The organism is Leifsonia aquatica H1aii (assembly GCF_000633535.1).
GTDB lineage: Bacteria > Actinomycetota > Actinomycetes > Actinomycetales > Microbacteriaceae > Leifsonia > Leifsonia aquatica_A.
Map to the genome: position 1 here is coordinate 204326 of NZ_AYMR01000007.1, position 26171 is coordinate 230496.

Annotated in this window: 30 protein-coding genes; 21 read left to right on the plus strand and 9 right to left on the minus strand. The window is 70.6% G+C overall.

Annotated features, from left to right (window positions below; all coding sequences use genetic code 11):
• Nucleotides 1-64 precede the first annotated feature (64 nt).
• The 10 genes from secY to U870_RS0106620 all read left to right on the plus strand — a co-directional run bounded on the left by secY (nucleotide 65) and on the right by U870_RS0106620 (nucleotide 7220).
• Entirely contained in the window at nucleotides 65-1387 is a 1323-nt protein-coding gene (gene secY, locus U870_RS0106575; RefSeq protein WP_025156613.1) for a preprotein translocase subunit SecY, read from the plus strand.
• On the plus strand, nucleotides 1384-1983 hold the full coding sequence (locus U870_RS0106580; protein WP_025156614.1) for an adenylate kinase: 600 nt from the start codon (nucleotides 1384-1386) through the stop codon (nucleotides 1981-1983). Before secY ends, U870_RS0106580 begins: the two co-directional genes overlap by 4 nt.
• Before the next feature lie 8 nt (nucleotides 1984-1991).
• Nucleotides 1992-2822: a type I methionyl aminopeptidase gene (map, locus tag U870_RS0106585; RefSeq protein ID WP_025156615.1), complete on the plus strand. Its 831-nt coding sequence runs from the start codon at nucleotides 1992-1994 to the stop codon at nucleotides 2820-2822.
• 160 nt (nucleotides 2823-2982) lie between these two features.
• Nucleotides 2983-3204 carry a translation initiation factor IF-1 gene (gene infA, locus U870_RS0106590; RefSeq protein WP_021759551.1) on the plus strand — a complete coding sequence of 74 codons (222 nt, stop codon included), beginning with the start codon at nucleotides 2983-2985 and terminating at the stop codon, nucleotides 3202-3204.
• 81 nt (nucleotides 3205-3285) lie between these two features.
• Nucleotides 3286-3399 (plus strand): 50S ribosomal protein L36, encoded by a 114-nt coding sequence (gene rpmJ / locus U870_RS0106595; protein ID WP_021759549.1) that lies wholly within the window; start codon nucleotides 3286-3288, stop codon nucleotides 3397-3399.
• A gap of 155 nt (nucleotides 3400-3554) precedes the next feature.
• The gene (gene rpsM, locus U870_RS0106600) at nucleotides 3555-3929 is read left to right on the plus strand and encodes a 30S ribosomal protein S13 (RefSeq protein WP_025156616.1); all 375 of its coding nucleotides are present in this window, start codon (nucleotides 3555-3557) and stop codon (nucleotides 3927-3929) included.
• A 37-nt stretch (nucleotides 3930-3966) separates the two neighbouring features.
• Nucleotides 3967-4365, plus strand: coding sequence for a 30S ribosomal protein S11 (gene rpsK / locus U870_RS0106605; protein WP_018191944.1), 399 nt, complete (start codon nucleotides 3967-3969; stop codon nucleotides 4363-4365).
• 120 nt (nucleotides 4366-4485) lie between these two features.
• Entirely contained in the window at nucleotides 4486-5481 is a 996-nt protein-coding gene (locus U870_RS0106610) for a DNA-directed RNA polymerase subunit alpha (protein ID WP_025156617.1), read from the plus strand.
• Nucleotides 5482-5536: 55 nt separating this feature from the next.
• The gene (gene rplQ, locus U870_RS0106615; protein ID WP_025156618.1) at nucleotides 5537-6103 is read left to right on the plus strand and encodes a 50S ribosomal protein L17; all 567 of its coding nucleotides are present in this window, start codon (nucleotides 5537-5539) and stop codon (nucleotides 6101-6103) included.
• A gap of 73 nt (nucleotides 6104-6176) precedes the next feature.
• Nucleotides 6177-7220, plus strand: coding sequence for a GNAT family N-acetyltransferase (locus U870_RS0106620; protein ID WP_025156619.1), 1044 nt, complete (start codon nucleotides 6177-6179; stop codon nucleotides 7218-7220).
• Here U870_RS0106620 and U870_RS0106625 read toward each other — a convergent pair.
• Nucleotides 7214-9166: an acyltransferase family protein gene (locus U870_RS0106625; RefSeq protein ID WP_025156620.1), complete on the minus strand. Its 1953-nt coding sequence runs from the start codon at nucleotides 9164-9166 to the stop codon at nucleotides 7214-7216. The genes U870_RS0106620 and U870_RS0106625 overlap by 7 nt on opposite strands.
• Nucleotides 9167-9339: 173 nt before the next feature.
• Here U870_RS0106625 and truA point away from each other — a divergent pair, with 173 nt between their 5' ends.
• Nucleotides 9340-10206 (plus strand): tRNA pseudouridine(38-40) synthase TruA, encoded by an 867-nt coding sequence (gene truA, locus U870_RS0106630; protein ID WP_025156621.1) that lies wholly within the window; start codon nucleotides 9340-9342, stop codon nucleotides 10204-10206.
• Here truA and U870_RS0106635 read toward each other — a convergent pair.
• The 5 genes from U870_RS0106635 to U870_RS0106655 form a co-directional block, all read right to left on the minus strand.
• Nucleotides 10100-11464, minus strand: coding sequence for a DUF6716 putative glycosyltransferase (locus tag U870_RS0106635; protein ID WP_162819098.1), 1365 nt, complete (start codon nucleotides 11462-11464; stop codon nucleotides 10100-10102). The genes truA and U870_RS0106635 overlap by 107 nt on opposite strands.
• Before the next feature lies 1 nt (nucleotide 11465).
• Nucleotides 11466-12338, minus strand: a complete 873-nt coding sequence (locus tag U870_RS0106640) for an N-acetylneuraminate synthase family protein (protein ID WP_025156623.1) — start codon at nucleotides 12336-12338, stop codon at nucleotides 11466-11468.
• The gene (locus U870_RS0106645; RefSeq protein WP_025156624.1) at nucleotides 12335-13531 is read right to left on the minus strand and encodes an acylneuraminate cytidylyltransferase; all 1197 of its coding nucleotides are present in this window, start codon (nucleotides 13529-13531) and stop codon (nucleotides 12335-12337) included. Before U870_RS0106645 ends, U870_RS0106640 begins: the two co-directional genes overlap by 4 nt.
• A 106-nt stretch (nucleotides 13532-13637) precedes the next feature.
• Complete coding sequence (locus tag U870_RS0106650) at nucleotides 13638-14282, minus strand: response regulator (RefSeq protein ID WP_025156625.1); 645 nt, start codon at nucleotides 14280-14282, stop codon at nucleotides 13638-13640.
• Nucleotides 14279-15493, minus strand: a complete 1215-nt coding sequence (locus U870_RS0106655) for a sensor histidine kinase (protein WP_025156626.1) — start codon at nucleotides 15491-15493, stop codon at nucleotides 14279-14281. Before U870_RS0106655 ends, U870_RS0106650 begins: the two co-directional genes overlap by 4 nt.
• A 269-nt stretch (nucleotides 15494-15762) precedes the next feature.
• Between U870_RS0106655 and rplM the strand changes: the two genes are divergently transcribed.
• The 3 genes from rplM to glmM are packed head-to-tail and all read left to right on the plus strand — an operon-like array spanning nucleotide 15763 to nucleotide 18143.
• Nucleotides 15763-16209, plus strand: a complete 447-nt coding sequence (rplM, locus tag U870_RS0106660; RefSeq protein WP_025156627.1) for a 50S ribosomal protein L13 — start codon at nucleotides 15763-15765, stop codon at nucleotides 16207-16209.
• A gap of 47 nt (nucleotides 16210-16256) precedes the next feature.
• Nucleotides 16257-16754 carry a 30S ribosomal protein S9 gene (gene rpsI / locus U870_RS0106665; RefSeq protein ID WP_081815199.1) on the plus strand — a complete coding sequence of 166 codons (498 nt, stop codon included), beginning with the start codon at nucleotides 16257-16259 and terminating at the stop codon, nucleotides 16752-16754.
• A 27-nt stretch (nucleotides 16755-16781) separates the two neighbouring features.
• Nucleotides 16782-18143, plus strand: a complete 1362-nt coding sequence (gene glmM / locus U870_RS0106670; RefSeq protein ID WP_025156629.1) for a phosphoglucosamine mutase — start codon at nucleotides 16782-16784, stop codon at nucleotides 18141-18143.
• 63 nt (nucleotides 18144-18206) lie between these two features.
• Here glmM and U870_RS0106675 read toward each other — a convergent pair whose 3' ends face one another.
• From U870_RS0106675 to coaA, 3 genes are all read right to left on the minus strand, one after another.
• Nucleotides 18207-18515 carry a helix-turn-helix domain-containing protein gene (locus U870_RS0106675; protein ID WP_025156630.1) on the minus strand — a complete coding sequence of 103 codons (309 nt, stop codon included), beginning with the start codon at nucleotides 18513-18515 and terminating at the stop codon, nucleotides 18207-18209.
• 87 nt (nucleotides 18516-18602) lie between these two features.
• The gene (locus tag U870_RS0106680) at nucleotides 18603-18908 is read right to left on the minus strand and encodes a helix-turn-helix domain-containing protein (protein WP_025156631.1); all 306 of its coding nucleotides are present in this window, start codon (nucleotides 18906-18908) and stop codon (nucleotides 18603-18605) included.
• Nucleotides 18909-18997: 89 nt separating this feature from the next.
• Nucleotides 18998-19963: a type I pantothenate kinase gene (gene coaA / locus U870_RS0106685; RefSeq protein ID WP_025156632.1), complete on the minus strand. Its 966-nt coding sequence runs from the start codon at nucleotides 19961-19963 to the stop codon at nucleotides 18998-19000.
• Between the two features lie 42 nt (nucleotides 19964-20005).
• Here coaA and glmS point away from each other — a divergent pair, with 42 nt between their 5' ends.
• The 7 genes from glmS to tsaD are packed head-to-tail and all read left to right on the plus strand — an operon-like array spanning nucleotide 20006 to nucleotide 26078.
• Nucleotides 20006-21856 carry a glutamine--fructose-6-phosphate transaminase (isomerizing) gene (gene glmS, locus U870_RS0106690; protein WP_025156633.1) on the plus strand — a complete coding sequence of 617 codons (1851 nt, stop codon included), beginning with the start codon at nucleotides 20006-20008 and terminating at the stop codon, nucleotides 21854-21856.
• A gap of 17 nt (nucleotides 21857-21873) precedes the next feature.
• Nucleotides 21874-22230, plus strand: coding sequence for a holo-ACP synthase (locus U870_RS0106695; protein WP_025156634.1), 357 nt, complete (start codon nucleotides 21874-21876; stop codon nucleotides 22228-22230).
• Nucleotides 22227-23357, plus strand: coding sequence for an alanine racemase (alr, locus tag U870_RS0106700; protein ID WP_025156635.1), 1131 nt, complete (start codon nucleotides 22227-22229; stop codon nucleotides 23355-23357). The genes U870_RS0106695 and alr overlap by 4 nt, the downstream gene beginning before the upstream one ends.
• A 56-nt stretch (nucleotides 23358-23413) precedes the next feature.
• Entirely contained in the window at nucleotides 23414-23899 is a 486-nt protein-coding gene (gene tsaE / locus U870_RS0106705) for a tRNA (adenosine(37)-N6)-threonylcarbamoyltransferase complex ATPase subunit type 1 TsaE (protein WP_052357614.1), read from the plus strand.
• A gap of 9 nt (nucleotides 23900-23908) precedes the next feature.
• Nucleotides 23909-24529, plus strand: coding sequence for a tRNA (adenosine(37)-N6)-threonylcarbamoyltransferase complex dimerization subunit type 1 TsaB (gene tsaB / locus U870_RS0106710; RefSeq protein ID WP_025156637.1), 621 nt, complete (start codon nucleotides 23909-23911; stop codon nucleotides 24527-24529).
• Complete coding sequence (gene rimI, locus U870_RS0106715; RefSeq protein WP_025156638.1) at nucleotides 24526-25011, plus strand: ribosomal protein S18-alanine N-acetyltransferase; 486 nt, start codon at nucleotides 24526-24528, stop codon at nucleotides 25009-25011. Before tsaB ends, rimI begins: the two co-directional genes overlap by 4 nt.
• A complete protein-coding gene (gene tsaD, locus U870_RS0106720) occupies nucleotides 25008-26078 on the plus strand; it encodes a tRNA (adenosine(37)-N6)-threonylcarbamoyltransferase complex transferase subunit TsaD (protein WP_025156639.1) in 1071 nt (356 codons plus the stop codon). The genes rimI and tsaD overlap by 4 nt, the downstream gene beginning before the upstream one ends.
• Nucleotides 26079-26171 lie beyond the last annotated feature (93 nt).

The window sequence follows — 26171 nt, forward strand, 5'->3', positions numbered from 1 at the left end:
AGCGCAGTCGGGTGGCCGGGGGACCGGCCACCCGACTGACTCTTACAGGAAAGCAGGACGCACTTTGTTTAGCGCCGTCGCGCGGATCTTCCGCACACCGGACCTCCGTCGGAAGATCGGTTTCACCCTGGGCATCATCGCCCTCTTCCGACTGGGCTCGTTCATCCCCGCGCCGTTCGTCGACTTCGGCAACGTGCAGACCTGCCTGAACGCGAACCAGGACACCTCGGGCCTCTACTCCCTGGTGAACCTCTTCTCCGGTGGTGCTCTCCTCCAGCTCTCGGTCTTCGCGCTCGGCATCATGCCGTACATCACCGCGTCGATCATCGTCCAGCTCCTGCGCGTGGTCATCCCGCGCTTCGAGACCCTCTACAAGGAGGGTCAGGCCGGTCAGGCCAAGCTGACGCAGTACACGCGCTACCTCACCATCGCGCTCGGTGTGCTGCAGTCGACCACCCTCATCACCGTCGCCCGCTCCGGCGCGCTGTTCGGGACCACGTCGGTCTCGCAGTGCACGCAGCTCATCACGGACGACTCGTGGTACGCCATCATGCTCATGGTCGTGACCATGACCGCCGGCACCGGCCTCATCATGTGGATGGGCGAGCTCGTCACCGAGCGCGGTATCGGCAACGGCATGTCGCTCCTCATCTTCACCTCGATCGCCGCGCAGTTCCCGAACTCGCTCGGGGCCATCGCCCAGGCGCAGGGCATCGAGATCCTCCTGGTCGTGATCGCGATCGGCCTCCTCATCGTGATGGCGGTCGTGTTCGTCGAGCAGTCGCAGCGCCGCATCCCGGTCCAGTACGCCAAGCGTATGGTGGGCAGGCGGACGTACGGCGGCAACAACACGTACATCCCGATCAAGGTGAACATGGCCGGCGTCGTGCCCGTCATCTTCGCCTCGTCGCTGCTGTACCTGCCCGCTCTGATCGCGCAGTTCAACCAGCCGGCCGCGGGCAAGGCCCCGGCGCCGTGGGTCACCTGGATCACGAACTACCTGACCAAGGGCGACCACCCGCTCTACATGCTCCTGTACTTCCTCCTGATCGTGGGCTTCACGTACTTCTACGTGGCGATCACCTTCAACCCGGAGGAGGTCGCGGACAACATGAAGAAGTACGGCGGCTTCATCCCCGGCATCCGCGCAGGGCGCCCGACCGCCGAGTACCTCGACTACGTGCTCACCCGCGTGACGCTGCCGGGCTCGATCTATCTGGGTTTGATCGCACTGATCCCGCTCGCCGCGTTCGCGTTGATCGGGGCGAGTCAGAACTTCATGTTCGGCGGCACGTCCATCCTGATCATCGTCGGTGTCGGTCTCGAGACGGTCAAGCAGATCGACTCGCAACTCCAGCAGCGACACTACGAAGGGCTTCTGCGTTGACCCGTCTATTGATCGTCGGACCCCCCGGAGCGGGCAAGGGCACGCAGGCCTCCCGCATCACCACCGCGTATGGGATCCCCGACATCTCGACGGGCGACATCTTCCGGGCCAACATCAAGAACGAGACGCCGCTCGGCACGCAGGTCAAGGCGATCGTGGACGCGGGCGACTACGTTCCGGACAGCCTCACGAATCAGCTGGTCACCGACCGGCTCTCGGAGGACGACGCGGCGAACGGGTTCCTGCTCGACGGCTACCCGCGCACCCTCGCCCAGGTGGACTACCTGGACGACATGCTCGCCGCCCAGGGGCAGAAGCTCGACGCCGTGATCCAGCTGGTCGCCGACCAGGACGAGATCGTGGCGCGGCTGACCAAGCGCGCACTCGAGCAGGGCCGGGCGGACGACTCGGAGGAGGCGATCCGCCACCGCCAGGAGGTCTACCTGCGGGAGACGTCGCCGCTCGTCGAGGTCTACAACTCGCGCGGCCTGCTGGTCGAGGTCGACGGCCTCGGCGAGATCGACGAGGTCGCCTCCCGCGTTCGCGCCGCCCTCGCCGAGCGGGGAATCGAGCCGATCTCCGAGCCGGTGGCGTAGCCGCACCGATGGTCTTCAAGCGGTCGATCTACAAGTCGCCCGCCCAGCTCCGCCTGATGGTGGCGCCGGGCCGGGCGACATCGGCGTCTCTGGATGCGGTCGCGTCGGCGGTGGCCGCCGGCATGACCACGCTCGAGCTCGATGCGATCGCCGAGCGCGCGATCGAGGAGGCCGGCGGCAAGCCGAACTTCAAACTCGAGCAGGGCTACCACCACACGATCTGCGCGTCGGTCAACGACGAGGTCGTGCACGGGATCCCCGGAGCACGGGTGCTGCAGCCCGGCGACATCCTGTCGGTGGACAGCGGCGCGATCCTCGACGGCTGGAACGGCGACTCCGCCGGCACCTTCGTGCTGCCGGACCCCGCTCGCCCCGAGGTCGTGGCCGAGCGGCAGAAACTGTCGGACGTCACGGAGCAGTCGCTGTGGCACGGCATCGCCCGGCTGGCGACCGCCCGGCACCTCAACGAGGTGGGCGAGGCGGTCGAGGACTACATCCTGTCCCAGGGCGAGTACGGCATCCTGACCGATTACATCGGGCACGGGATCGGGCGCCGGATGCACGAGGAGCCCCCGGTCTTCAACTACCGGGTGCGGGCGAAGGGGCCCGAGGTCAAGCCGGGCCTCGTCGTCGCCATCGAGCCGATGGTCGTGCTCGGCGATCAGGAGACCTACGTGAAGGACGACGGCTGGACGGTCGCCACGGAGGACGGCGCCGCCGCGGCTCACTGGGAGCACAGCGTCGCGGTCCACTCCGGCGGTATCTGGGTGCTCACCGCGTCCGACGGGGGAGCGGCCGGTCTCGCACCGTTCGGAATCACCCCCGCGCCCATCGCCTGACGTGCGTTCGCTCAGAGCGGGCGCAGATGATAGCCCAGAGTTGGCGAAACGGGTGAGCATCCCATAAGATTGATCCTTGGTGTCTTGGGCGCGTTTTTCGCATGCCTGACACCAGTCAACGCACGACCAGCAAACCACTACTTTTAGCGACAGTGAGGCTATGGCCAAAAAAGACGGTGTCATCGAGATCGAAGGATCTGTTGTCGAAGCGCTGCCCAACGCGATGTTCCGCGTCGAGCTGACCAACGGCCACAAGGTTCTTGCCCACATCTCCGGCAAGATGCGCCAGCACTACATCCGCATCCTCCCTGAGGATCGCGTGATCGTGGAGCTGAGCCCCTACGATCTGACCCGCGGCCGGATCGTCTACCGCTACAAGTAAAGGTCTGCTGTAAGTAACGGCCCCACCATCGGGTAGCCCCTGGTGGAGTACGAGGACAGCGAACAAAGGTAAAGAAACACTATGAAGGTCAAGCCTTCCGTCAAGAAGATCTGCGACAAGTGCAAGGTCATCCGTCGCAACGGACGGGTCATGGTCATCTGCGAGAACCCGCGCCACAAGCAGCGCCAGGGCTGATCGCAGCTCGCTCCGGCGAGCAGTGCCGATAACCGAACAACGAACACAGGCGATCCCAGATCCCGCGCCGCCAGCCGGCGCGGGGGACACCCTCGGAGGAGGCCGGGGCACCGGGATCGCTGCAGACCTCCACTCATCACAGGAGAAGCCAACACATGGCACGTCTAGCAGGCGTCGACATCCCGCGCGAGAAGCGTGTGGAGGTCGCACTCACCTACATCTACGGCGTCGGGCGCACGCGTGCGCTCAAGACGCTCGCCGAGACCGAGATCTCGGGCGACATCCGCGTCAAGGACCTGACCGACGAGCAGCTCGTCGCACTCCGCGACTACATCGAGGGCAACTTCAAGGTCGAGGGTGACCTCCGCCGCGAGGTCGCGGCCGACATCCGCCGCAAGGTCGAGATCGGCAGCTACGAGGGTATCCGCCACCGCAAGGGCCTCCCGGTCCGCGGCCAGCGCACCAAGACGAACGCTCGTACCCGCAAGGGCCCGAAGCGCACCGTGGCCGGCAAGAAGAAGGCGCGCTAAGGCCCGCGGCCCCACGCTCTAGGATTCAGGAGAAAAAATGGCAGCACCCAAGTCGGCCGCTCGCAAGCCGCGCAAAAAGGAAAAGAAGAACATCGCTGTGGGCCAGGCCCACATCAAGAGCACCTTCAACAACACGATCGTCTCGATCACCGACACCACCGGTGCGGTCATCAGCTGGGCTTCCTCCGGCGGCGTCGGGTTCAAGGGCTCGCGCAAGTCGACCCCGTTCGCCGCGCAGCTGGCCGCCGAGTCGGCCGCCCGCCAGGCGCAGGAGCACGGGATGAAGAAGGTCGACGTCTTCGTCAAGGGCCCGGGCTCCGGACGCGAGACGGCGATCCGCTCGCTCCAGGCCGCCGGCCTCGAGGTGGGCTCGATCAACGACGTCACCCCGCAGGCGCACAACGGTTGCCGCCCGCCCAAGCGTCGTCGCGTCTAGTTCTCTTCACGTCGCCCGTCAGGCGGCGGTCCGCCCGGGCCGCCGCCTGACGGCGTGACGAACCCCACCTCACTCAACGCAAGTGTCATATAGCGGACACTTAGCCGAAAGGAATCAACAGTGCTCATTGCACAGCGTCCTACGCTCACCGAAGAGAACATCTCCGAGTTCCGCTCGCGGTTCGTCATCGAGCCCCTGGAGCCCGGCTTCGGTTACACCCTCGGCAACTCGCTTCGTCGCACCCTGCTCTCGTCCATCCCCGGTGCCGCCGTCACCAGCATCCGTATCGACGGTGTGCTGCACGAGTTCAGCACCGTCCCGGGTGTGAAGGAAGACGTCACCGAGATCATCCTGAACATCAAGGGTCTCGTGGTGTCGAGCGAGCACGACGAGCCGATCACCGCCTACCTGCGCAAGACGGGCGCCGGTCAGGTCACCGCTGCCGACATCTCGGCTCCGGCGGGCGTGGAGATCCACAACCCCGAGCTGGTCATCGCGACCCTCAACGACAAGGCGAAGTTCGAGGTCGAGCTCACCATCGAGCGTGGCCGCGGCTACGTGTCGGCCCAGCAGAACCGCAACGAGTACAGCGAGGCGGGCCAGATCCCGATCGACTCGATCTACTCGCCGGTCCTCAAGGTCACCTACCGTGTCGAGGCGACCCGTGCGGGCGAGCGCACCGACTTCGACCGCCTCGTGGTCGACGTCGAGAGCAAGCCGGCGATCACGCCGCGCGACGCGATCGCGTCCGCCGGGCGCACGCTGGTCGAGCTGTTCGGTCTGGCGCGCGAGCTCAACAGCGCGGCCGAGGGCATCGAGATCGGCCCCGCGCCGGTCGACCAGGTCCTCAGCTCCGAGCTCTCGATGCCGATCGAGGACCTCGACCTGTCGGTCCGTTCGTACAACTGCCTCAAGCGCGAGGGCATCAACACCGTGAGCGAGCTCGTCTCGCTGTCGGAGACGCAGCTCATGAACATCCGCAACTTCGGTCAGAAGTCGGTGGATGAGGTCAAGGACAAGCTGACGGAGATGGGCCTGTCGCTGAAGGACTCGGTCCCCGGGTTCGACGGCGCCCACTTCTACAGCGGGTACGAAGAGGACGAGACCACCATCTGAGGCCTCGGCGTTCCCGACAAGCCTTTCGACGTTTCACAACTGGAGATAACCGATCATGCCTAAGCCCACCAAGGGCCCCCGCCTCGGAGGCGGTCCCGCGCACGAGCGCCTCATGCTCGCCAACCTGGCTGCCGCGCTGTTCACGCACAAGAGCATCAAGACCACCGAGACCAAGGCGAAGCGCCTGCGTCCCTACGCCGAGCGGCTCATCACGTTCGCGAAGCGTGGCGACCTGCACGCGCGTCGTCGGGTGCTCGCCGTGATCGGCGACAAGTCCGTGGTCCACGAGCTCTTCACCGAGATCGCGCCGCTGGTCGCCGAGCGTGAGGGCGGCTACACCCGCATCACCAAGCTCGGCTACCGCAAGGGTGACAACGCGCCCATGGCGCAGATCGAGCTCGTGCTCGAGCCCGTCGCCCCGAAGGCGAAGCCGGCCAAGTCCTCGAAGGCCGCCGCCCCGAAGGCCGCTCCGGCCGAGGAGGCCCCGGTCGAGGAGACCCCGGCCGAGGACGTCGCCACCGAGGAGACCGCGGCCGCCGAGGCCGAGGTCGTCGAGGCGTCGACCGCCGACGCCGAGGCCGCCGAGGAGACCACCGCCGAGGCGGAGGCCGAGAAGGCGTAAGTCTCTCGCACCCCGTACGGAAGACCCCGCATCCCTCTGGGAGGCGGGGTCTTCCGCTTTGTAGGCTGACAGGATGGATCGCATCGACGAGGACCTGCCTCCGCTGAACGAACGGGTGACCGCACCACCGACGTACACGCCGCGGCATCCCTTGATCGCCCGCTGGCGTCCGGCGACCCGGGAGGACGTCGATGCCGTGTGGGAGGTCGTGCGCGCGGCGGACGCCCTGGAGCACCCGAACTACCTCGCCACGCGCGAGGAGGTCGCGGAGGAGCTGGGCTACAGCTTCGTGGACCTGGAGCACGATTCGCTGCTCGCCGAGACCGCGGACGGTCGCGTCGTCGCCGTCGGCGTCGTCGTCGAGCCGCCGGGCAAAGAGACGCTGGTGCGGGAGTTCCTGAACGGGGGAGTTCATCCGGAGTTCGCCGGGCGCGGGATCGGACGCGAGCTGCTCGCGTGGCAGCTCGCGCGTGGCGAGCAGAAGCTCGCCGCCTCCACTGAACGTCTGCCGGGCTGGCTGGTCGGCTATGCGGACGAGCGCGCACCCCGGCGCGAGAACCTGCTGAGGGCGGGCGGACTGGAGCCCGTCCGCTACTTCCTGGGGCTGGAGCGGGATCTCGCCGCCCCCGTGCCGACGGTCGTCCCCCTGGACGGCGTGCGCGTCGTCCCGTTCGCCCCCGCGCTCTCGGAGGCCGCGCATCGTGCACGCGACGAAGCGTTCGGTGACCACTGGGGGAGTCAGCCGATGAGCGACGAGCAGTGGGAGACCTTCCTCGGCGGCACCTTCCGCGCCGACCTGTCCTTCGTCGCCCTCGCGCCGGGGACCGACGGCGAGGAGGTCGTCGGTGTGGTGATGAGCCAGGTGAACGAGGACGACTGGACATCGCAGGGCTTCACCGGGGCGTACGTGGCGATGCTCGGCACGACGCGCGCGCATCGGGGCCGGCGGATCGCGCCCGCGCTCCTCGCTGCGACGCTGTCGGCGTGTGCCGAGCGGGGCTGGGAGCGGGTGACGCTCGACGTGGATGCGGAGAATCCGACCGGCGCCCTGGGCCTGTACACCCGGCTCGGCTTCGTCGGAGCGACCCGGGAGACCGGCCTGGTGCGCGCCTACTGAGGGCGGGGCCCGGCCTTGTCCCAGGGGTTCGCGGGACGGACGGAGGAGTGCTCGGCGAGGGTGTGCAAGGCCGCGCCCAGCGCCTCGGCGTAGACGAGTCCGCCGCGGTGCCCGGGGTGGATCTGGTCGTCGGCGAGCAGGTCCAGGTGCTCGGCGATCGCCTTCTTCCAGTCGGCGACGAACACTCGCCCGGGGTGCGCCGCGGCGAAGCCGTCGAGGGTCGTGTTGACGCCGTCCGTCCACGAGCGCGGTGCCTGGACGTTCACCAGCACCAGGTGACGGCGTGGCCCGATCGCATCGAGCACCTCCTGCAGGCTGTCCGCCGCGATGGATCCGTTGGTGCCGAGCCCGAGGACGACGACGTCGCGCAGTTCCCCGGAGGACGCGGCCGCCGCGATCATCTCCGGGGCCTTGCTCATCTGGCGGGAGACGACCGCGTCGACCGCGATCCCTGGATACGTCTCCTGCAGGGCCGGTGCGGAGGCGAGCATGACGGAGTCGCCGAACGCCGAGATCTCCGGACCCTTCGCGATCGGGTGCGGGTCCGGGGGGACGCGCCGGTGGGCGGACGACGGCGCGGGGGTGGCGGGCGCGGTGGCGGTCACCGGGCCCGGGCCGTGGAGCGATGCGGCCCCCTGCTCGATCATCCGTTGGGCGGCCGTGGCCGTCGGCGCGACGACCATGGCCGCGACGGTGAGCAGCACGAGGACGGCGGCGAGCACGGTTCCCGCGATCCCGGCGACCCGCGTGGACCGCGAGAGGCGCATGCGGACGCGGGCCCGCCGGAACGCTCCACGCAGTCCGTGCGTGCGGATGGGCTGCTCCAGGTAGCGGTACGACAGCGATGCCGCGGCGCCGGTCACGGCGAGCGAGCCCAGGCCGACGAACAGCGCGGCGACCGGCTCGTTCTCGTCGGGCACGAACGCGCACGCGAGGACGAAGACCGGCCAGTGCCACAGGTACAGGCCGTACGAGCGGGCGCCGACGAATCGCAGCGGCGCGAGATCGAGCGTGCGGCCGAGGGAGGAGCGGGGCGTGATCGCGGCCCAGATCGCGATCGCGCTCAGCAGGCTCACCAGGGCGAGACCACCGCGGTAGGTGAACGCGGAGTCGGACGTCATCGCGTACGCGCAGACCACCAGCCCCACGACCGAGAGCGCCCCGAGCGGCGGCAGCCAGCGGCGCACGAACGTCTGGAACCGGCTCTCGCCGGCGTCGAGGTCGAGCGGGCGCATGCGCAGCACGAGGAGGGCGAGCGCGGCGCCGAGCGCGAGCCCGAAGCTGTGGGTGTCGGAACCGAAGTAGACACGCGTCGGGTCCTCGCCGGGGACGTAGAGCACGGCCATCCAGACGGCCGAGCCCACGGCCGCCGCCAGGACGATGGTGAAACGTGCCCACCACGGCTTCAGCAGGGCGAGCGCGAGCAGGACGAGGGGCCAGACCAGGTAGAACTGCTCCTCGACCGCGAGCGACCAGAGGTTGCGGAAGAGTTCGGGCGCGCCCTGAGCGAAGTAGCTCGAGTCGGCGGCCACCGAGAGCCAGTTGGCGCTGAAGGTCACGGCGCCGAGGACCTGCCGCGGCAGCCCGACCAGCACGTCGCCGCCGAGGGCGAAGGCGACGCTCGAGCAGACGATCACGAGCAGCCCGATCGCGGGGAGCAGGCGGCGCGCGCGTCGTATCCAGAAGCGCCGCAGATCGATCCGTCCGGTCGCGCGACGCTCCCGCACCAGCAGGCTGGTGATCAGGAAGCCGCTGATCACGAAGAAGACGTCGACGCCGATGAATCCGCCGGGGAGGACGCCCGGGAACAGGTGGTAGACCAGCACGACCGCCACCGCGAACGCACGCAGCCCGTCGAGTCCCGCGTAGCGGATCGCCGACGGAGTCGACGGACCGCTGCCCGGCGTCGCCGCCCGTGGAGCGGGAGCATCGGGTCGGACGGTCACGGCGGGCCGGACGGTGAGAAGTGGCAAGACAGTCTCTGAAGCGATCGGGGGCGGGGGCGGGAGAATGCCGTGCCGCTGCGGGCACGGAAGCGCCCACGATAGCAATCGCGGCTGACAGTCGCCTCACCCCGCCGGGCGCGCCGCCGTCCTCCCGCCGTCCCTAGAATCGAGGGATGACCGACCTGTCGACGCGCTATCGGCTGGACATCGCCTACCAGGGCACCGACTTCAACGGCTGGGGCCGGCAGCCGGGCCTCCGCACGGTGCAGGGGGTGCTGGAGGAGACGCTGGCGACCATCTTCCGCCGCGCCGGGGACGCTCCGGCGCTCACGGTCGCGGGGCGGACGGACGCCGGGGTCCATGCCGTCGGGCAGGTGGCGCATGTCGACTTGACGGCCGCCCAGGTGGCGGTGCTGCGCAAGCCGCACGGGAAGCGGCCGCCGCTGCCCGCCGGGGAGGCCCTGGCTCGCCGCATCAACGGCGTGCTCGGCCCTGTCCCCGATGTGGTGATCCGTCGGGCGAGCGAGGCGCCGGCCGGTTTCGACGCGCGGTTCTCGGCGCTGTGGCGGCGCTACGAGTACCGGGTCGCCGATCGAGACTCCTTCCGCGATCCGCTGCAGCGCCACCGCATCGCGTGGGTGTCGTCCGAGCTCGACGTGGCAAGGATGGACATGGCCGCGCACGGTCTGCTCGGTCTGCACGACTTCGCGAGCTACTGCAAGGCGCGGGAGGGGGCGACGACGATCCGCACGCTCCAGGCCTTCTCGTGGCGGCGGGACGCCGACGGCGTCCTCGTCGGGGAGGTCGTCGCGGACGCCTTCTGCCACAGCATGGTGCGGGCACTGGTGGGGGCGTGCGTGGAGGTCGGCGAGGGCAAGCTCGAACCGGGGGACCTCGTCGGGCTGCGCGACGAGGAGCGGCGCACCAACGCGTTCAAGGTGATGCCGGCGCGCGGTCTGACGCTGCTGGACGTCGGCTACCCGGAGGGGGCGGAGCTGTCGCTGCGCGCGGAGCAGACCCGGGCTCGGCGTTCGCTCTGACCGGGCGCAGCCGACGGGCCAGCCGTTTCCCGGCCCGGATCGGCGTCCCGATGATCAGCGCCACCCGGCCGAGCGCGCTGCGGTCGTGCGGTCCGAGCGCGATCTTGCGCTCCCAGGCACGGCGGAGCGCCCCGCCGCGGTTGCGGCGAGCCGGGGGCCGATCGGCCAGCCTCGCGGCGTCGCGTGCGACCATCAGCCGTTCGACCCGTCGCGCCCAGTCGTCGTCGCTGACGGGGTGGAAGTAGTTGTCGTCCCGCCAGTGCGGATCCACCGACCCGAATCGGCCGGCGACCAGCTCCGCGGCGGTGCCCTCGGTGCCGCTTCCGACGAAGACCTCGTTGATGAGCGCGCGCGAGACCCCGAAGTCGGTCAGCGTCAGCACGGGGACGCCGCGGCCGACGGCCTCGATCATCGCTGTCGAGCTCACCGTGACGAGTGCGAGCGCTCGATCGAGATGCGCGTCCATCGGCCCGGTCTCCACCGTGAGGTTCGCCGGGGCGTCCTCCGGGACCAGATCGGCGTAGGGATGGGTCTCGCGGTGGGTCTGCTGCTCGCCGCGGACCGCACGGGTCTTGATCACGACGCGCCACTCGGGGTGGGCGGCGGCGGCCGCAGCCAGCCAGCCGACGAGAGCCCGGCGGTCCTCCTCCGCGGCGGGCACGCTGGGCTGTGCGGCGAAGACGACGGCGTCGCGGCGGACTGTGGCCGATCGGGTGCCGGCCTCCGCCGAGGGCGCCGGACCATCGGTGCGGAGGAACGGCAGCGTCGCGAGTGCGAAGTGCGGCTCGACTCCGCCCGACTCGGCGAGGGCGGTGTACTCGCGCACCTCCCGGCGGCTGTGCAGGACGAAGAGGTCGGCGCGTGCCCGGAGGAACAGCCCCTTCCATTTGGCCGGGTAGGAGATGCCGGGCAGGCCCGTCACGATCACGGGGCGGTCCCGCACACGGCGATGGAGCTGGTCGATCAGCAGCTCCGCGACCGGTCCGAGCGTCGCGACCAGCACCGCGTCCGGCGGGTCGGTGCGCACCCGGTCGACGATCGCGTCCATCGGGACGGCCGTCGGCGGGTCGTCGGCGAGGGCGGACAACCGGTCGTCGAGGCCGTGGAAGGCGGAGCGCAACTGGTCGCGGCTTGCGGCGGTAGGGGTCGCGACCGGGACCAGCTCCAGCCTCCAGTCCTCCGGCGCCGCCGCGAGCAGGTGAGCGCCCCACTTGGCGAAGGAGTCCGTGTCGACGACGCCGAGGACGCGGCGGGTCACCTCACGCACCCACCCGGCGCAGCTTGGACAGCGGGGCCAGCTCGCCGGGGAAGACGCGCTTGACGCCGTCGCCGAGGGCGGTCTCGATGATGCGGATGTCGCGGGTGAGGGTCCGGACGCCGTGCGGCTCGAGCGATGCCGCGTGGTCGGACCCCCACATCGTCCTGTCGAGGGTGATGTGGCGCTCCACCGCGGTGGCGCCGAGGGCGACCGCGGCGAGCGAGATCTGCAGCCCGGGTTCGTGACCGGAGTACCCGATCGGGATGCCGGGGTACCGGGCGGCGAGTGTGCCGATCGTGCGGAGGTTGGCCTCCTCGGCGGGGAGGGGATAGGTGGAGGTGGCGTGCAGGATGACGAGACGGTCGGTTCCGAGGGTCTCGACGGCGCGGTCGATCTGGTCGAGCGTCGACATCCCGGTCGACAGGATCACCGGCTTGCCGGTCGCGGCGACGGCCGAGAGGAGGCCGAGGTCGGTGACCGACGCCGAGGCGATCTTGTAGGCGACGACGTTGAGGTCCTCCAGGAACGCGACCGCCGGCTCGTCCCAGGGCGAGGCGAACCAGTCGAGGCCGCGCAGGGTCGCGTGGTCGCCGACCTCGATGTACTGGTCGCGGTCGAACTCGACCCGGTAGCGGTACTCGAGATAGCTCATGTCACCCCACGGGGTGCTCCGCGGGACCGCCTTCATGTGCTCCGGGGTGGAGATCTCGGGCGTGCGCTTCTGGAACTTCACCGCCTGCATGCCGGCGTCCGCGGCCACGTCGACGAGTTGCTTGGCGATCTCGACGTCGCCGTTGTGGTTGAGGCCGATCTCGCCGATCAGGTAGGCGGGGTGGCCGCCGCCGATGGGGGTGCGGCCGATCTGCACGGTCATGATGCTCCGTTCCGGTGGGTGAGGACGAGGTCTGCGAGTTCCCGCACGGCGCCGTCGCCGCCGCGGCGGGTGAGGACGTGCCGGGCGGCGGCGAGGACGGCGGGGTGGGCGTCGGCGACGGCGACGGGCCAGCCGACCGCGTCGAGCGCTCCCAGGTCGTTGACGTCGTTGCCGAGGTAGGCGACGCGGTCGAGGGCGATGCCGGTCTCGGCGGACCAGCGGCGCAGCGCCGTCGCCTTGTCGGCGACGCCGTGCAGCACGTCCACGCGCAGTTTCGCCGCGCGGGCCGCGACGACCGGGTTGGTCTCGGTGGAGAGGATGAGCAGGGGGACGCCGGCCTCCCGCAGCATCCGGACGCCCATCCCGTCGCGGCGGTTGACGACGACCGTCTCGGTGCCGTCGCTGGCGACCGCGGCGCGGTCATCCGTGTGAACGCCGTCGAAGTCGGTCACGACGGCGTCGACGTCGATCGCGGGCACCGGGTCGGGTGCCGGGTCGAGCAGCGGGTCGAGCACGGCGGCGACGGCGGTCGCGACCAGCAGGTCCGTCGGATCGTCGATGTCGATCGCCCCCCGCGGGTCGACGTCGGCCAGTTCCACGCGCCCGAAGAAGCGGTGGCGCGCCCGGCGGAATCCGTCGGCCCGCAGCGCAGAGAACGCGCCGGTCTCTCGGAATTCCGGGGCCCGATCCTGCCGGCGCGGGCGGACGGCCGCGTCGTGGTTGACGGCGACCGCCGCGCCGTCGTCGCCGATCCGCCAGAGGAAGGCGTGCGAGGGGGCCGCGGCGACCACGACATCGGCCTCGCCGGAGAGCACCCGGGCGACCGCGGGGCCGAGATCCGCCGGGTCGATGAACGGAGAGGTCGCCTGCAGGAAGAGGAGCACCTCCGGGCGCACGCCACGCTCGTCCAGTACGTCGAGGGCGTGCAGCAGCGCCTCTTCGGAGGACGCCGTGTCTCCGGACAGCGCGGCGGGCCGCGCGATGGTCTGCGCCCCGGCGGCGATCGCCTCGGCCGCGATGCCCTCTCCGTCGGTGCTCACGTAGACGGCGTCGACGAGAGGGGCGGCGAGGGCCGCGTGCACCGCACGGGCCACCAGGCTGCGCCCGGCGATCGGGGCCAGGTTCTTGCCGGGGATGCCTTTCGAGCCGGCGCGGGCGGGGATCACCGCGACGACACGGACGGGGGAGTGCATGCCGGCACGCTACGGAGCGGGCGTGACGAGCGAGGGGACGGAACGGGAACGACGGCCGACCGGCTGAGGAACCGTTCAGGAACGTTCGCGGACGCTCAGGCTTCGCTCAGCGCACCAGCCCGTTCTCGTAGGCGAACGCGACCAGTTGCACGCGTGACGCCAAGCCGAGCTTCTGCAGGATGCTGCGCATGTGGCTCTTGACGGTGGTCTCGGAGATGAAGGCCACCTGTCCCGCGTCCGCGTTGCTGAGCCCGCGGGCAGCGAGCAGGAACACCTCCTTCTCCCGCGCGGAGAGCGCGGCGATGGCCTCGGTGCGCGCAGGCACCCGTTCGCCGCCGAACAACGCGGCGGTCTCCTTCGGTGCGATCACGGCGTGCCCGGCGTGGACCGTCCGGATGGCGGCGAGGAGGAAGTCGGGCGTCGTGTCCTTCATGACGAAGCCGTCGGCGCCCGCCCGCATCGCGCGGGCGACCGCTTCGTCGCGTTCGAAGGTGGTGAGGACGACGATGCGGGGTGCGTCGTCGCCGGTCGCCTCCGCGCGGATCCGCTCGGTGGCCCGGATGCCGTCGAGCACGGGCATGCGCAGGTCCATCAGCACGACCTGCGGGCGATCCCGCAGGACCAGCGCGACACCGGCCGCGCCGTCGTGCGCGGCTCCCGCGAACTCCAGGTCGGGCTGCGACTCCAGCAGCATCCCGATACCGGAGCAGAACAACGGCTGGTCGTCGACGACGGCGACGCGGATCGTCATGCGAGCACCGCCTGCGCGGCCGGGATGAATGCCGTGACCAGATATCCCGCGACGCCGTCGCTGTCGTCGGGTCCGGATTCGAGCCAGCCGCCCGCGAGCCGGGCGCGCTCCCGCATGCCGTGCAGCCCGCGTCCTCCGCCCTGCTCCGGCGGGGCCGCCTCGGAGGCGGCAGCGCCGCCGCCCGACGAGACCGCGATCGTCATCCCGCCGCCCCGGGCGTCGAGCACGACGCGGGCGCTGGCCGCGGCGCCGCCGTGCTTGAGCGCATTCGTCAGCGCCTCCTGCACGATCCGGTAGACGGCGAGCTCCTGGGTCGCGGTCAGCCCGTCCGGCTCTCCGTAGCGCTCGACGGCGACGGCGAGGCCGGCGTCGCGCATCCGGTCGATCATCGGATCGAGGTCCTCGATCGCCGGGAGCGAGCGCCCGTCCGGTTCGGAGACGAGGGTCTCGATCAGCATCCGCACTTCGGTGAGCGAGGTGCGCGCCGAGGCGGCGATCGTGGCGAGGGACTGGGACATCGCCTCCGGACGCTCGTCCGCCAGTGATCGTGCGCCGTCAGCCTGGGCGAGGATGACGGACAACGAGTGGGCCATGATGTCGTGCACGTCCTGGGCGATCCGCTCCCGCTCTCCGGCCACCGTCGTGGCCACCTCGGCCGTGCGCAATTCGAAGGTGGTCCGAGCGAGCTCCTGGTCGCCGTCGCGCTTCCTGGCCCACACCCCGATGAGGGTGCCGACCACCCATGCGACCGCACCTGCTGCGGCGCACAGCACGAAGAACATCGTCCGGGCACCCGGATCGCCACGTGCGACGCCGAGCCACCATGCCAGCAGGCCGGCGGTCGAGAGCCCCGCACCGACCGCGAAGACGAAAGCGCCGACCCGCATCCGCCCCTCGACCGAAGCGGAGACCACCAGGATGATGACGGCGTATCCGAGGTAGGCGAGCGGCTCGTCGAAGATTCCACCGGGGAAGAGGAGTTGCCCGAGGAGCACGGCCGTTCCGATGGCCATCGAGAGGATCGGCTGCAGGCGGGAGATCCCGATCGCCACGGCGACGAGGAGCAGCGCCGCCCAGAAGGGAACGGTATTGCGCAGCATGCCTGGACCGAGCTGATGCCGGCCGACCTCGGCGACGGCCCAGAAGCTGAAATACGCGACAGCGATGGTCGGTTCGAGGAGCCAGCGGCTTCGCAGGAGGAACGCACTCATACCCGTCACGCTAGAGTGACGGCGACCGGCCGTGGTCGGAATCCACGCTAAATCCTCCCCAGGGCGGAGCCGGTCGACCCCGCAGGCGCACGGGTTTGACCGCCCCCGGGCGTGTCGCGTAGTATTGACCCTTGGTGTCCGCGCCTACTGCGGCGCGGCATGCGAACGTGAGCCCTCCACCGGCACGGTTCCCCTCTCCTCGAGAGCGGAACCCCCATCGGAGTGGGATTCACGAACTCCTCCGTTCGATACAGAAAGCAGCCACTACTGTGACGCGCACTTACTCCCCGAAGGCAGACGAGATCCAGCGCGACTGGGTCGTCATCGACGCGACCGATGTCGTGCTCGGCCGTCTCGCCAGCCACGCCGCCGCCCTCCTGCGCGGCAAGCACAAGCCGACGTTCGCCCCCCACATGGACTCGGGCGACTTCGTCATCATCGTCAACGCGGACAAGGTCGCTCTGACCGGCCAGAAGGCCGTTCAGAAGAAGGCCTACCGCCACTCGGGCTACCCGGGCGGCCTCAAGGCGACCACCTACGCCGAGCTGCTCGAGAAGAACCCGACCCGCGCCGTCGAGAAGGCCATCCGCGGCATGCTCCCGAAGAACTCCATCGGTCGTGCCCAGCTTCGCAAGCTGAAGGTCTACACCGGAAGCGAGCACCCGCACGCCGCCCAGCAGCCGAAGCCGTACACGCTCGGCCAGGTCGCCCAGTAGGCGTCCCAGACCTTCACGACTGACAGAGACAAAGGATTATCACCATCGTGGCGAAGATCGCAGACAGCATCGAGTCGGCCCCGGTCGAGAACGTCGAGTCCTACTCGACCGAGACCCCGGCCACTGAGGCCCCGGCCGCCCCGCGCGCCGTCCTCTCCGTTCCCGGCGCGGCCGTCGGCCGACGCAAGGAGGCCATCGCGCGTGCGCGCCTGGTCCCCGGTTCCGGCACCATCACGGTCAACGGCCGTGCGTTCGCCGACTACTTCCCGAACAAGCTGCACCAGCAGCTGATCAACGACCCGTTCAAGGTCCTCGACCTGCTCGGCTCGTACGACGTCGTCGCCCGCATCACCGGTGGCGGCCCCTCGGGTCAGGCCGGCGCGCTGCGCCTGGCCATCGCGCGCGCTCTCAACGAGATCGACCGCGACAACAACCGTCCGACCCTCAAGAAGGCCGGCTTCCTCACGCGCGACGCCCGCGTCACCGAGCGCAAGAAGGCCGGTCTCAAGAAGGCCCGCAAGGCGTCGCAGTTCTCCAAGCGCTAACGACTCCGAGCGCCTAGGCTGCCGAACATGCCCCGTCTTTTCGGAACCGATGGAGTCCGCGGACTCGCAAACGGCAGTCTCACCGCCGACCTCGCGCTCGGCCTCGCTCAGGCAGCTGCCGCTGTCCTGACGCGAGGCCGCAGCGCGGAGGCGCGGCGTGCCGCCGGCAAACGGCCGACGGCGATCGTCGCCCGCGACCCTCGCGTCTCGGGCGAATTCCTGTCTGCGGCAGTCGCCGCGGGCCTGGCGAGCTCCGGGATCGACGTCTACGACGCCGGGGTCATCCCGACGCCGGCGACGGCCTTCCTCATCGCCGACTTCGACGCCGACTTCGGTGTGATGGTCTCCGCCTCGCACAATCCCGCCCCCGACAACGGCATCAAGATCTTCGCCCGTGGCGGCACCAAGCTGCCCGACCAGGTCGAGAACCGCATCGAGGAGCATCTGGGGCTCGAGAAGCTGACCCCCACCGGTGCCGACGTCGGACGCATCCGCCGGTTCGCCGACGCGGAGGACCGCTACGTCCTGCACCTGCTCGGCAGCCTCCCGAACCGGCTGGACGGCATCCACGTCGTCCTCGACTGCGCGCACGGCGCAGCGGCAGGGATCTCGCCCGAGGTCTTCACCGACGCGGGCGCCCGCGTCACCGTCATCGGGGATTCCCCGGACGGCATGAACATCAATGACGGGGTCGGCTCCACGCACCTCGACAACCTCGCCGCGGCCGTACTGGCCGCGGGCGCGGACGTGGGTATCGCGCACGACGGCGACGCCGACCGCTGCCTCGCGGTCGACGCGAACGGCACGGTGGTCGACGGCGACCAGATCATGGCCATCCTCGCGCTCGGCATGAAGGAGCGCGGAACCCTCACCGATGACACCCTCGTCGCGACGGTGATGAGCAACCTCGGCCTCAAACTGGCGATGCGCGACGCGGGGATCCGCGTGGTCGAGACGGCCGTGGGCGACCGCTACGTGCTCGAGGAGATGAACAAGAGCGGCTATGCCCTCGGCGGCGAGCAGTCGGGTCACGTCATCATGAGCGAGTTCGCGACCACCGGCGACGGCATCCTCACCGGGCTGCACCTGCTCAGCGAGATGGCGCGCCAGCGAAAGCCGCTCGCGGAACTGGCGAAGGCGATGACCATCTACCCGCAGGTGATGGTGAACGTGAAGGGCGTCGACCACCACGCCGTGCACACCGACGAGGAACTGAAGGCCGCCGTCGCGTCGGTGGAGCAGCTGCTCGGCGACACCGGCCGCGTGCTGCTGCGCCCGTCGGGCACGGAGGCGCTGGTGCGCGTCATGGTGGAGGCGGCGGACCAGACGACGGCGGAGCGCCTCGCCAACGAGCTCGCCGACGTCGTCCGGGACCGCCTGACGGTCTGAGCTCTCAGAACCGTCGGACAGTCCTGATCGGCCTGAGCGGTCTGAGCGGTCTGACCGGGCCGGTCAGCGGCCTTCCTGCTGCCGTCGCGCGGCGATGAAGTCGAGCGCGGAATAGGCGCGTTCCTTCTCCGGGAGCATCCCGTCGGCGTCCAGTCCGGTCAGGAGCGTTCCCGGATCCACCGACAGCGTCATCGCGAGCTGGACGATGGTCGTCAGGGTCGGGTTGCCGTCCCCGCGCTCGAGCCGGCCGTAGTTCGCCAGGTCGACGCCGCTGAGGTGCGCGATGTCGTACTGCGAGCAGCCGAGTTCGATGCGGCGCGCCCGCAGTCGCTCGCCGAAGGCGCGGGAGGCTTCGGAGCGTTGACGTGGCATGCTCTCAGCCTCCGCTCCCCGACTCTCCCTGACCAGTGGCTGTGGGCCGTGGGCCCAGAGGCCTGAGGCGTTCATGCCGCGGTCGGGTCAGCTCTCCCGCGCCTTACGCGCGGCGATGAAGTCCGAGACCGAGTACGCGCGCTCGCGCGCCGGCAGCATCCCGTCGCCGTAGAGGCCGCCCAGCAGGCGGGCCGGATCGGTGTTGAGAGCGGTGGCGAGCCGGACGATGGTGTGCAGCTCCGAGTTGGCCTCACCCCGTTCGATCCGGCCGTAGTTCGTCACGTGCATGTCGGCGAGGTTCGCGATGTCCTCCTGGCTCATGCCGAGGGCGACGCGGGCGGCGCGGACGCGTTCGCCGAAGAGACGTGCGGCATTCGATCGCGGTGTGGCCATGCCTCTTGCCTACGCGAGCGATCCTCGACGGGCCAGAGTCCGCGCGCGTGAGTGGCAGGCGCCTCAGGCGCAGGGGCCTCCGTCGCCCGTCAGAGCTTGCGCAGCAGGACCGAGCTGACCGTGTGATCGGCGTCCTTGCGGAGGACCAGCTTGGCCCGCGACCGCGTGGGCCGGATGTTCTGCAGCAGGTTCGGCTCGTTGATAGCGGACCAGATCGAGGCGGCACGGGCCCGCGCCTCCTCCTCCGTGAGGTCGGCGAACCGGTGGAAGTACGACTGCGGGTTGGCGAAGGCGCCGCGCTGCAGCTTGAGGAACCGCTCCTGGTACCAGTGGGCGATGTCGCGGGTGCGCGCGTCGACGTAGACACTGAAGTCGAAGAGGTCGCTGACCGCGAGCCGGTTGCCGCCGCCGGCCGGCTGGAGCACGTTCAGCCCCTCCACGATCAGCACATCCGGGCGGCGGACGACGACCTCGGCGTCGGGGACGATGTCGTAGCTCAGGTGCGAGTAGAAGGGAGCGCGGACTTCGGCGGCCCCGCTCTTGATCGCGGTCACGAAACGCAGCAGGGCGCGGCGGTCGTACGACTCCGGGAACCCCTTGCGCTCCATGAGGCCGCGTCGCTGGAGCTCGGCGTTCGGAAGCAGGAACCCGTCGGTGGTCACCAGCTCGACCCGCGGGGTGTCCTCCCAGCGCGACAGCAGCTCCCGCAGCAGACGAGCGATGGTGGACTTGCCGACGGCGACCGATCCGGCCACGCCGATCACGAACGGGGTGCGCTGCGCCCGTTCGCCGAGGAAGTCGCTCGTCACCTGGTGGAGGCGACGCGCTCCGCCGGCATAGAGGTTGAGCAGGCGGCTCAGCGGCAGGTAGACCTGCTCGACCTCGCGCATGTCGAGCGGATCGCCCAGACCGCGCAGCTGCACGATCTCGGTCTCCTTCAGCGGGAGCTGGGTGTTCTGGGCGAGTTCGGCCCAATCGGCCCGGTCCAGCTCGACGAAAGGAGTGCTGGAGTCGCCGGCTGAGGGTTCGCCGCGACCGGCGCCGTTGTCACGCATAGGCGACAAGTCTAGGGGGTGCCCCAGGTTAGAATCGGGTCCATGTGTGGAATCGTGGGGTACGTCGGTACCGATAAGAGCCTCGAGGTGCTCCTCGGCGGGCTCAAGCGTCTCGAGTACCGCGGGTACGATTCCGCCGGCATCGCCGTGATCGGCCCGGACGGTCGACTCGGCACCGCGAAGAAGGCCGGAAAACTGGCCGTCCTCGCCGACGACCTCGACGCGCACCCCATCCCGAACGGGAGCACCGGCATCGGTCACACCCGCTGGGCGACGCACGGCGGGCCGACCGACCGCAACGCGCACCCCCACCTGGGCGACGACGGCAAGCTGGCCGTCATCCACAACGGCATCATCGAGAACTTCAACACGCTCAAGGACGAGCTCCTCGCCGACGGCTTCACGTTCGAGTCCGAGACGGACACGGAGGTCGCCGCCGTGCTGCTCGGCCGCGAGTACCGGGCCACCGGCGATCTGGGCGAGGCGTTCCAGCGCGTCGTCTCGCGCCTGGAGGGGGCGTTCACCCTCCTCGCGCTGCACAAGGACCAGCCGCACGTCGTCGTCGGCGCCCGCCGCAACTCGCCGCTGGTGATCGGCCTGGGCGACGGCGAGAACTTCCTCGGCTCCGACGTCGCCGCATTCGTCGAGCACACCCGCCGGGCGATGGCGATCGGCCAGGACCAGATCGTCACCATCACGCCGGACGCCGTCACCGTCACCGACTTCGCCGGGGCCCCCGTCGAGGTCGAGCCGTTCGAGGTCGCGTGGGACGCCTCCGCCGCCGAGAAGGGCGGCTGGTCCTCCTTCATGGCGAAGGAGATCGCCGAGGAACCGGACGCCGTCGCCAACACGCTGCGCGGCCGGGTGGCCGACGGCGAGGTGCACATCCCCGAGCTCGACGCTCTGGGAGACGACTTCTTCACGGGCATCGATCGCATCACCGTCGTCGCGTGCGGCACGGCCGCGTACGCCGGCCTCGTGGGCTCGTACGCGATCGAGAAGTGGGCGCGTGTGCCGGTCACCGTCGAGCTCAGCCATGAGTTCCGCTACCGCGAGCCCGTGATCTCCGACGGCACGCTGGTCATCTCGATCAGCCAGTCCGGCGAGACGATGGACACGCTCATGGCGGTCAAGTACGCCCGCGAGGCCGGCGCGAAGGCCCTCTCGGTCTGCAACACCCAGGGCGCCACCATCCCGCGCGAGTCCGACGCCGCGCTCTACACCCACGCCGGGCCGGAGGTCGCCGTCGCGTCCACCAAGGCGTTCGTCGCCCAGATCACCGCGCTCTACCTCTTCGGACTGCACCTGGCCCGCGTGCGCGGGACGCTCTCCGACGTGCAGCAGCGCGACGCGGTGGAGGAGCTCGGGACCGTCCCCGAGAAGATCGCCAGCGTGCTGGAGTCGCACGAGACGATCGCGCAGCTCGCCCGCTGGATGTCGGACACGCGGTCGGTGCTCTTCCTCGGCCGGCACGTCGGGTACCCGATCGCGCTCGAGGGTGCGCTCAAGCTCAAGGAGCTGGCGTACATCCACGCGGAGGGCTTCGCCGCGGGCGAGCTGAAGCACGGACCGATCGCCCTGATCGAGCCGGGCCAGCCCGTCTTCGTCGTGGTCCCGAGCCCGCGCTGGTCGGACGAGCTGCACAAGAAGGTCGTCTCCAACATCCAGGAGATCCGCGCCCGCGGCGCACGCGTGATCGCGATCGCCGAGGCGGGGGACGCCGCGGTGCTGCCGTTCGCCGACGAGGTCATCCGCATCCCGCTGGCCGCGCCGCTGTTCGAGCCGCTGCTCGCGGTGGTGCCGCTGCAGATCTTCGCGATGGAGCTGTCGGCGGCGAAGGGGCTGGACGTGGACCAGCCGCGCAACCTCGCCAAGTCCGTCACCGTCGAGTAGGGACGGGTGGTCGGAGCGTGATCGCCGGAATCGGCGTCGACGTGGTGGACCTGGCGCGTTTCGCCCGCTCGCTGGAGCGGACCCCGAAACTCCGCGAGCGTCTGTTCACGGAGGCCGAACGCGGGCTGCCGGTGCACTCGCTGGCGGCGCGCTTCGCAGCCAAAGAGGCGCTGATCAAGGCGCTGGGCGGCTCCGAGGGAGTGCGCTGGCACGACCTGGAGATCGTGCCCGATGAGGAGAGGAACCCGGGATTCGTGCTGCACAACGTGGTCGAGCGCCAGGTGCGCGAGCGCGGGATCGCGCACATCCACGTCTCGATGTCGCACGACGCGGGGATCGCGACGGCGTTCGTGATCGCGGAGACGGCCTCATGACCGCCTTCCGCGAGCTCGCGGTCGACCTCGACGCTCTCAGCTCCAATGTCGCGCGGATGCGCGAGCACGTCGGCACGCCGCACGTGATGGCCGTCGTGAAGGCGAACGCCTACGGCCACGGCGCCGTGGCGTCGGCGCGCGCGGCCCTCGCCGGCGGCGCGGACTGGCTGGGTGTCGCCGACCTCGACGAGGCGCTGGAGCTGCGGGAGGCCGGCATCGAGGCGCCCGTGCTCGCGTGGCTGCACGACCCCGCGGAGGACTTCCGGCGGGCGGCCGAGGCGGGCGTGGACGTCGGGATCTCCTCTCCGGCCCAGCTGGAAGCGGCCGCGGCCGCCCGCACGACCGTCCCGCTCGCCGTGCACATCAAGGTCGAGACCGGCCTGAGCCGCAACGGCGTCGCGGAGGAGGAGTGGGACGCGGTCTTCGCCCGCGCGCGCGAGCTCGAGTCCGCGGGCGCGATCCACGTCCGCGGGATCTTCAGTCACCTCTCCAATGCGTCCGACGACGACGACCGTGCGGCGATCGCCGTGTTCGAGCGCGGGCTCGCCCGTGCGGCGGCGGCCGGCGTCCATCCCGAGCTGCGGCACATCGCCGCGAGCGCCGCCGCCATCGCGCTGCCGGAGTCCCGATACGACCTGGTGCGCCTGGGGCTGTCGATCTACGGCCTCTCGCCCTACGGTGCCGCCTCGGGCCGTGAGCTCGGCCTGCGCCCGGTGATGACGGTGCGCGGTCGCGTCGCCGCGGTCCGCCGGGTCCCTGCAGGCAAGGGCGTCTCGTACGACTACACCTACCGCACCGAGCGGGAGACGACCCTCGCGCTCGTGCCCCTCGGCTACGCGGAGGGCATCCCGCGCAGCGCGTCGAATTCCGCTCCGGTCGTGATCGGCGGGCGCACCTTCCGCATCGCGGGACGTGTCGCGATGGACCAGTTCGTGGTCGACGTCGGCGACCTGGACGTCGCGGTCGGCGACGAGGTCGTGCTGTTCGGCGACCCGCAGACGGGCGTGCCGTCCGCGTACGACTGGGCGGAGGCGTGCGGCACCATCAGCTGGGAGATCGTGACCCGCCTGGACGGCCGGGTGCAGCGCACGTTCCGGGGCGGGCGCGGCGATCGGGACGAACCGTGAGCGCGTCCGCGTCCCTCCGTCCCCCGGCGATCCGGGTGGTGCCGACCAGCGCCGAGATGCACGACCTCGGCGTCGAGCTCGCGGCGCTGCTGCGCCCGGGCGATCTGCTGGTGCTGTCCGGTCCGCTCGGCGCGGGGAAGACCACGCTCTCCCGCGGCATCGGTGACGGGCTGGGGGTCCGCGGGCCGGTGACCAGCCCGACGTTCGTCCTGGCCCGCACCCACCCCAGTCTCGTCGGGGGAGCGCCCCTGGTCCACGTCGACGCGTACCGGCTCGCGAGCGCACTCGAGCTGGACGACCTCGACATCGACTTCGCCCACTCGGTGGTCGTGGTGGAGTGGGGAGCCGGCCTGCTGGACGGCATCGCCGAGTCGTGGCTCGAGGTCGCGATCGAGCGGCCGACCGGGGCGGACGCGTCGAGCGCCGCATCGGATCCGGACCGGGCCGCGGAGGCGGAGACCGGGTCCGACCTCGACGCGGAGGAGCCGCGCACGGTCACGGTCACCGGCGTCGGGCCGCGCTGGGCGGCTGGACCCGCCTAGGCTGGAGCCATGCTTCTCGCCATCGACACCTCCTCCGGGACGAGCGTCGCCGTGGTCGACCGGGACGCCGGCGTGCTGTCCGAGGTCGCCGAGGCCGACACGATGCGCCACGCCGAGGTGATCGGCGTGCTCATCGGCGACGCCCTGGACCGCGCCGACGTCCCCGTGTCCGCGCTGTCGGGCGTGGTGGCCGGGATGGGGCCCGGTCCCTTCACCGGACTCCGGGTCGGGATCGCCGCCGCGAAGGCCTTCGCCATCGGTGCAGGCAGACCGCTGGTTCCCGTGGTCAGCCACGACGCCATCGCGGCCGAGCACTACGCGTCCGGTGCGGAGGGCGCGCTCCTCGTGGTGACGGACGCGCGCCGTCGCGAACGCTACTGGACCGCGTACTCCGGCGTCGACGAGTGGGGGCTGCCGGTGCGCCTCGACGGACCGGGCCTGGCGCGGCCCGACGAGCTGCCGCACGCAGCGATCGCCCGCCTCGACGCGACCGCGGTGAGCGCGGGGCGGCTCGGGATGATCGCCGAGATCCGGTTCGCGAACCGTCGCCCGGCCGACCCCGACGAGCCGCTGTACCTGCGCTCGCCGGATGTCACCCTCTCCGCCGGGCCCAAGCGGGTCAGCGCGTGACGGCCTGGGAGTTCCGGCGCGCCGCCGAGTCCGACGTCCCGGCGATCATGGAGCTGGAGAAGGCCCTGTTCGTGAACGACGCCTGGTCGGAGCGGTCCATGCGCTCGGAGGTCACCGGGCCGCACGGGTACTACCTCGTCGCCTTCCCGCCCGGGGAGCCGGAGCGGATCGACGCATACGCCGGGCTGCTGGCACCGCGAGGCGCGGGTGAGGGCGACATCCAGACCATCGCCGTGGCGCCGAACGCACGCCGGCATGGGGTCGCCCGCGCGCTCATGAACGCCCTGATCGCCGAGGCGCGATCACGCGGCGCGCGAGAGGTCTTCCTCGAGGTGCGGGCCGACAACCCCGGCGCTCAGGCGCTCTACGTCTCCCTCGGCTTCGAGGAGATCGGCGTGCGTCCCCAGTACTACCAGCCGGACGGCGTGGACGCGGTCGTGATGCGTCTCACCGTCCCGACCCCGGAGACGACGATCGCATGAACCGCGACGAACCCCTCGTGCTCGGCATCGAGACCTCCTGCGACGAGACCGGGGTCGGCATCGTCCGCGGGACCACCCTCCTCGCGAACACCATCGCCTCCTCGATGGAGGAGCACGCCCGCTACGGCGGCGTCGTGCCGGAGGTCGCCGCCCGTGCGCACCTGGAGGCGCTCACCCCGACGCTGCGGACGGCCGTCGCCGACGCCGGGATCGAGCTGGCCGACGTCGACGCGATCGCCGTGACGAGCGGACCCGGGCTCTCCGGTGCACTTATGGTCGGGGTCGGGGCGGCGAAGGCGCTCGCCGTGTCCCTCGGCAAGCCGCTCTACGCGGTGAACCATCTGGTCGGCCACGTGGGGGCGGACCTCCTGGACGCGTCGGGCGGTCCCGGCCATCCGGTCGAGCTGCCGACCATCGCCCTGCTGGTCTCGGGAGGTCACACCTCCCTCCTGCTGGTGCGCGACCTCGTCTCCGACGTCGAGCTGCTCGGCGAGACGATCGACGACGCCGCCGGCGAGGCGTTCGACAAGGTGGCCCGTGTGCTCGGGCTGCCCTACCCGGGCGGCCCGCAGATCGACCGCGTCGCGGTCGACGGCGATCCTCGGGCGATCCGGTTCCCGCGCGGGCTCACCAAGCCCAAGGACCTCGAGCGCCACCGCTACGACTTCTCATTCTCCGGTCTGAAGACCGCCGTCGCCCGGTGGGTGGAGCAGCGGCAGGACGCGGGGGAGGAGGTGCCCGTCGCCGACGTCGCCGCCTCCTTCCGCGAGGCCGTCGTGGACGTGCTGCTCACCAAGGCGGTCGCCGCCTGTCGAGACCACGGCGTGCCGCGGCTGCTGCTCGGCGGAGGCGTGGTGGCCAATGCCCGCGTGCGCCAGCTGGCGGCGGAGCGGACACGCGAGGCCGGCATCGAGCTGCGCATCCCGGCGCTCTCGCTCTGCACCGACAACGGGGCGATGATCGCCGCGCTGGGGGCACAGCTGGTGATGGCGGGACACGAGCCGAGCGCACTCACCTTCTCCGCCGACTCCACGCTCCCGGTCACCGAGATACTGGTGGCCCGCTGAGTCGACGGGTGCGCGCGCCCTCGGCGATGCATCGTTGACACCCCGGGGCGGCGCTGGGACGATGGGAGGGCCCAGGGAGTTCTCAGAAATTCC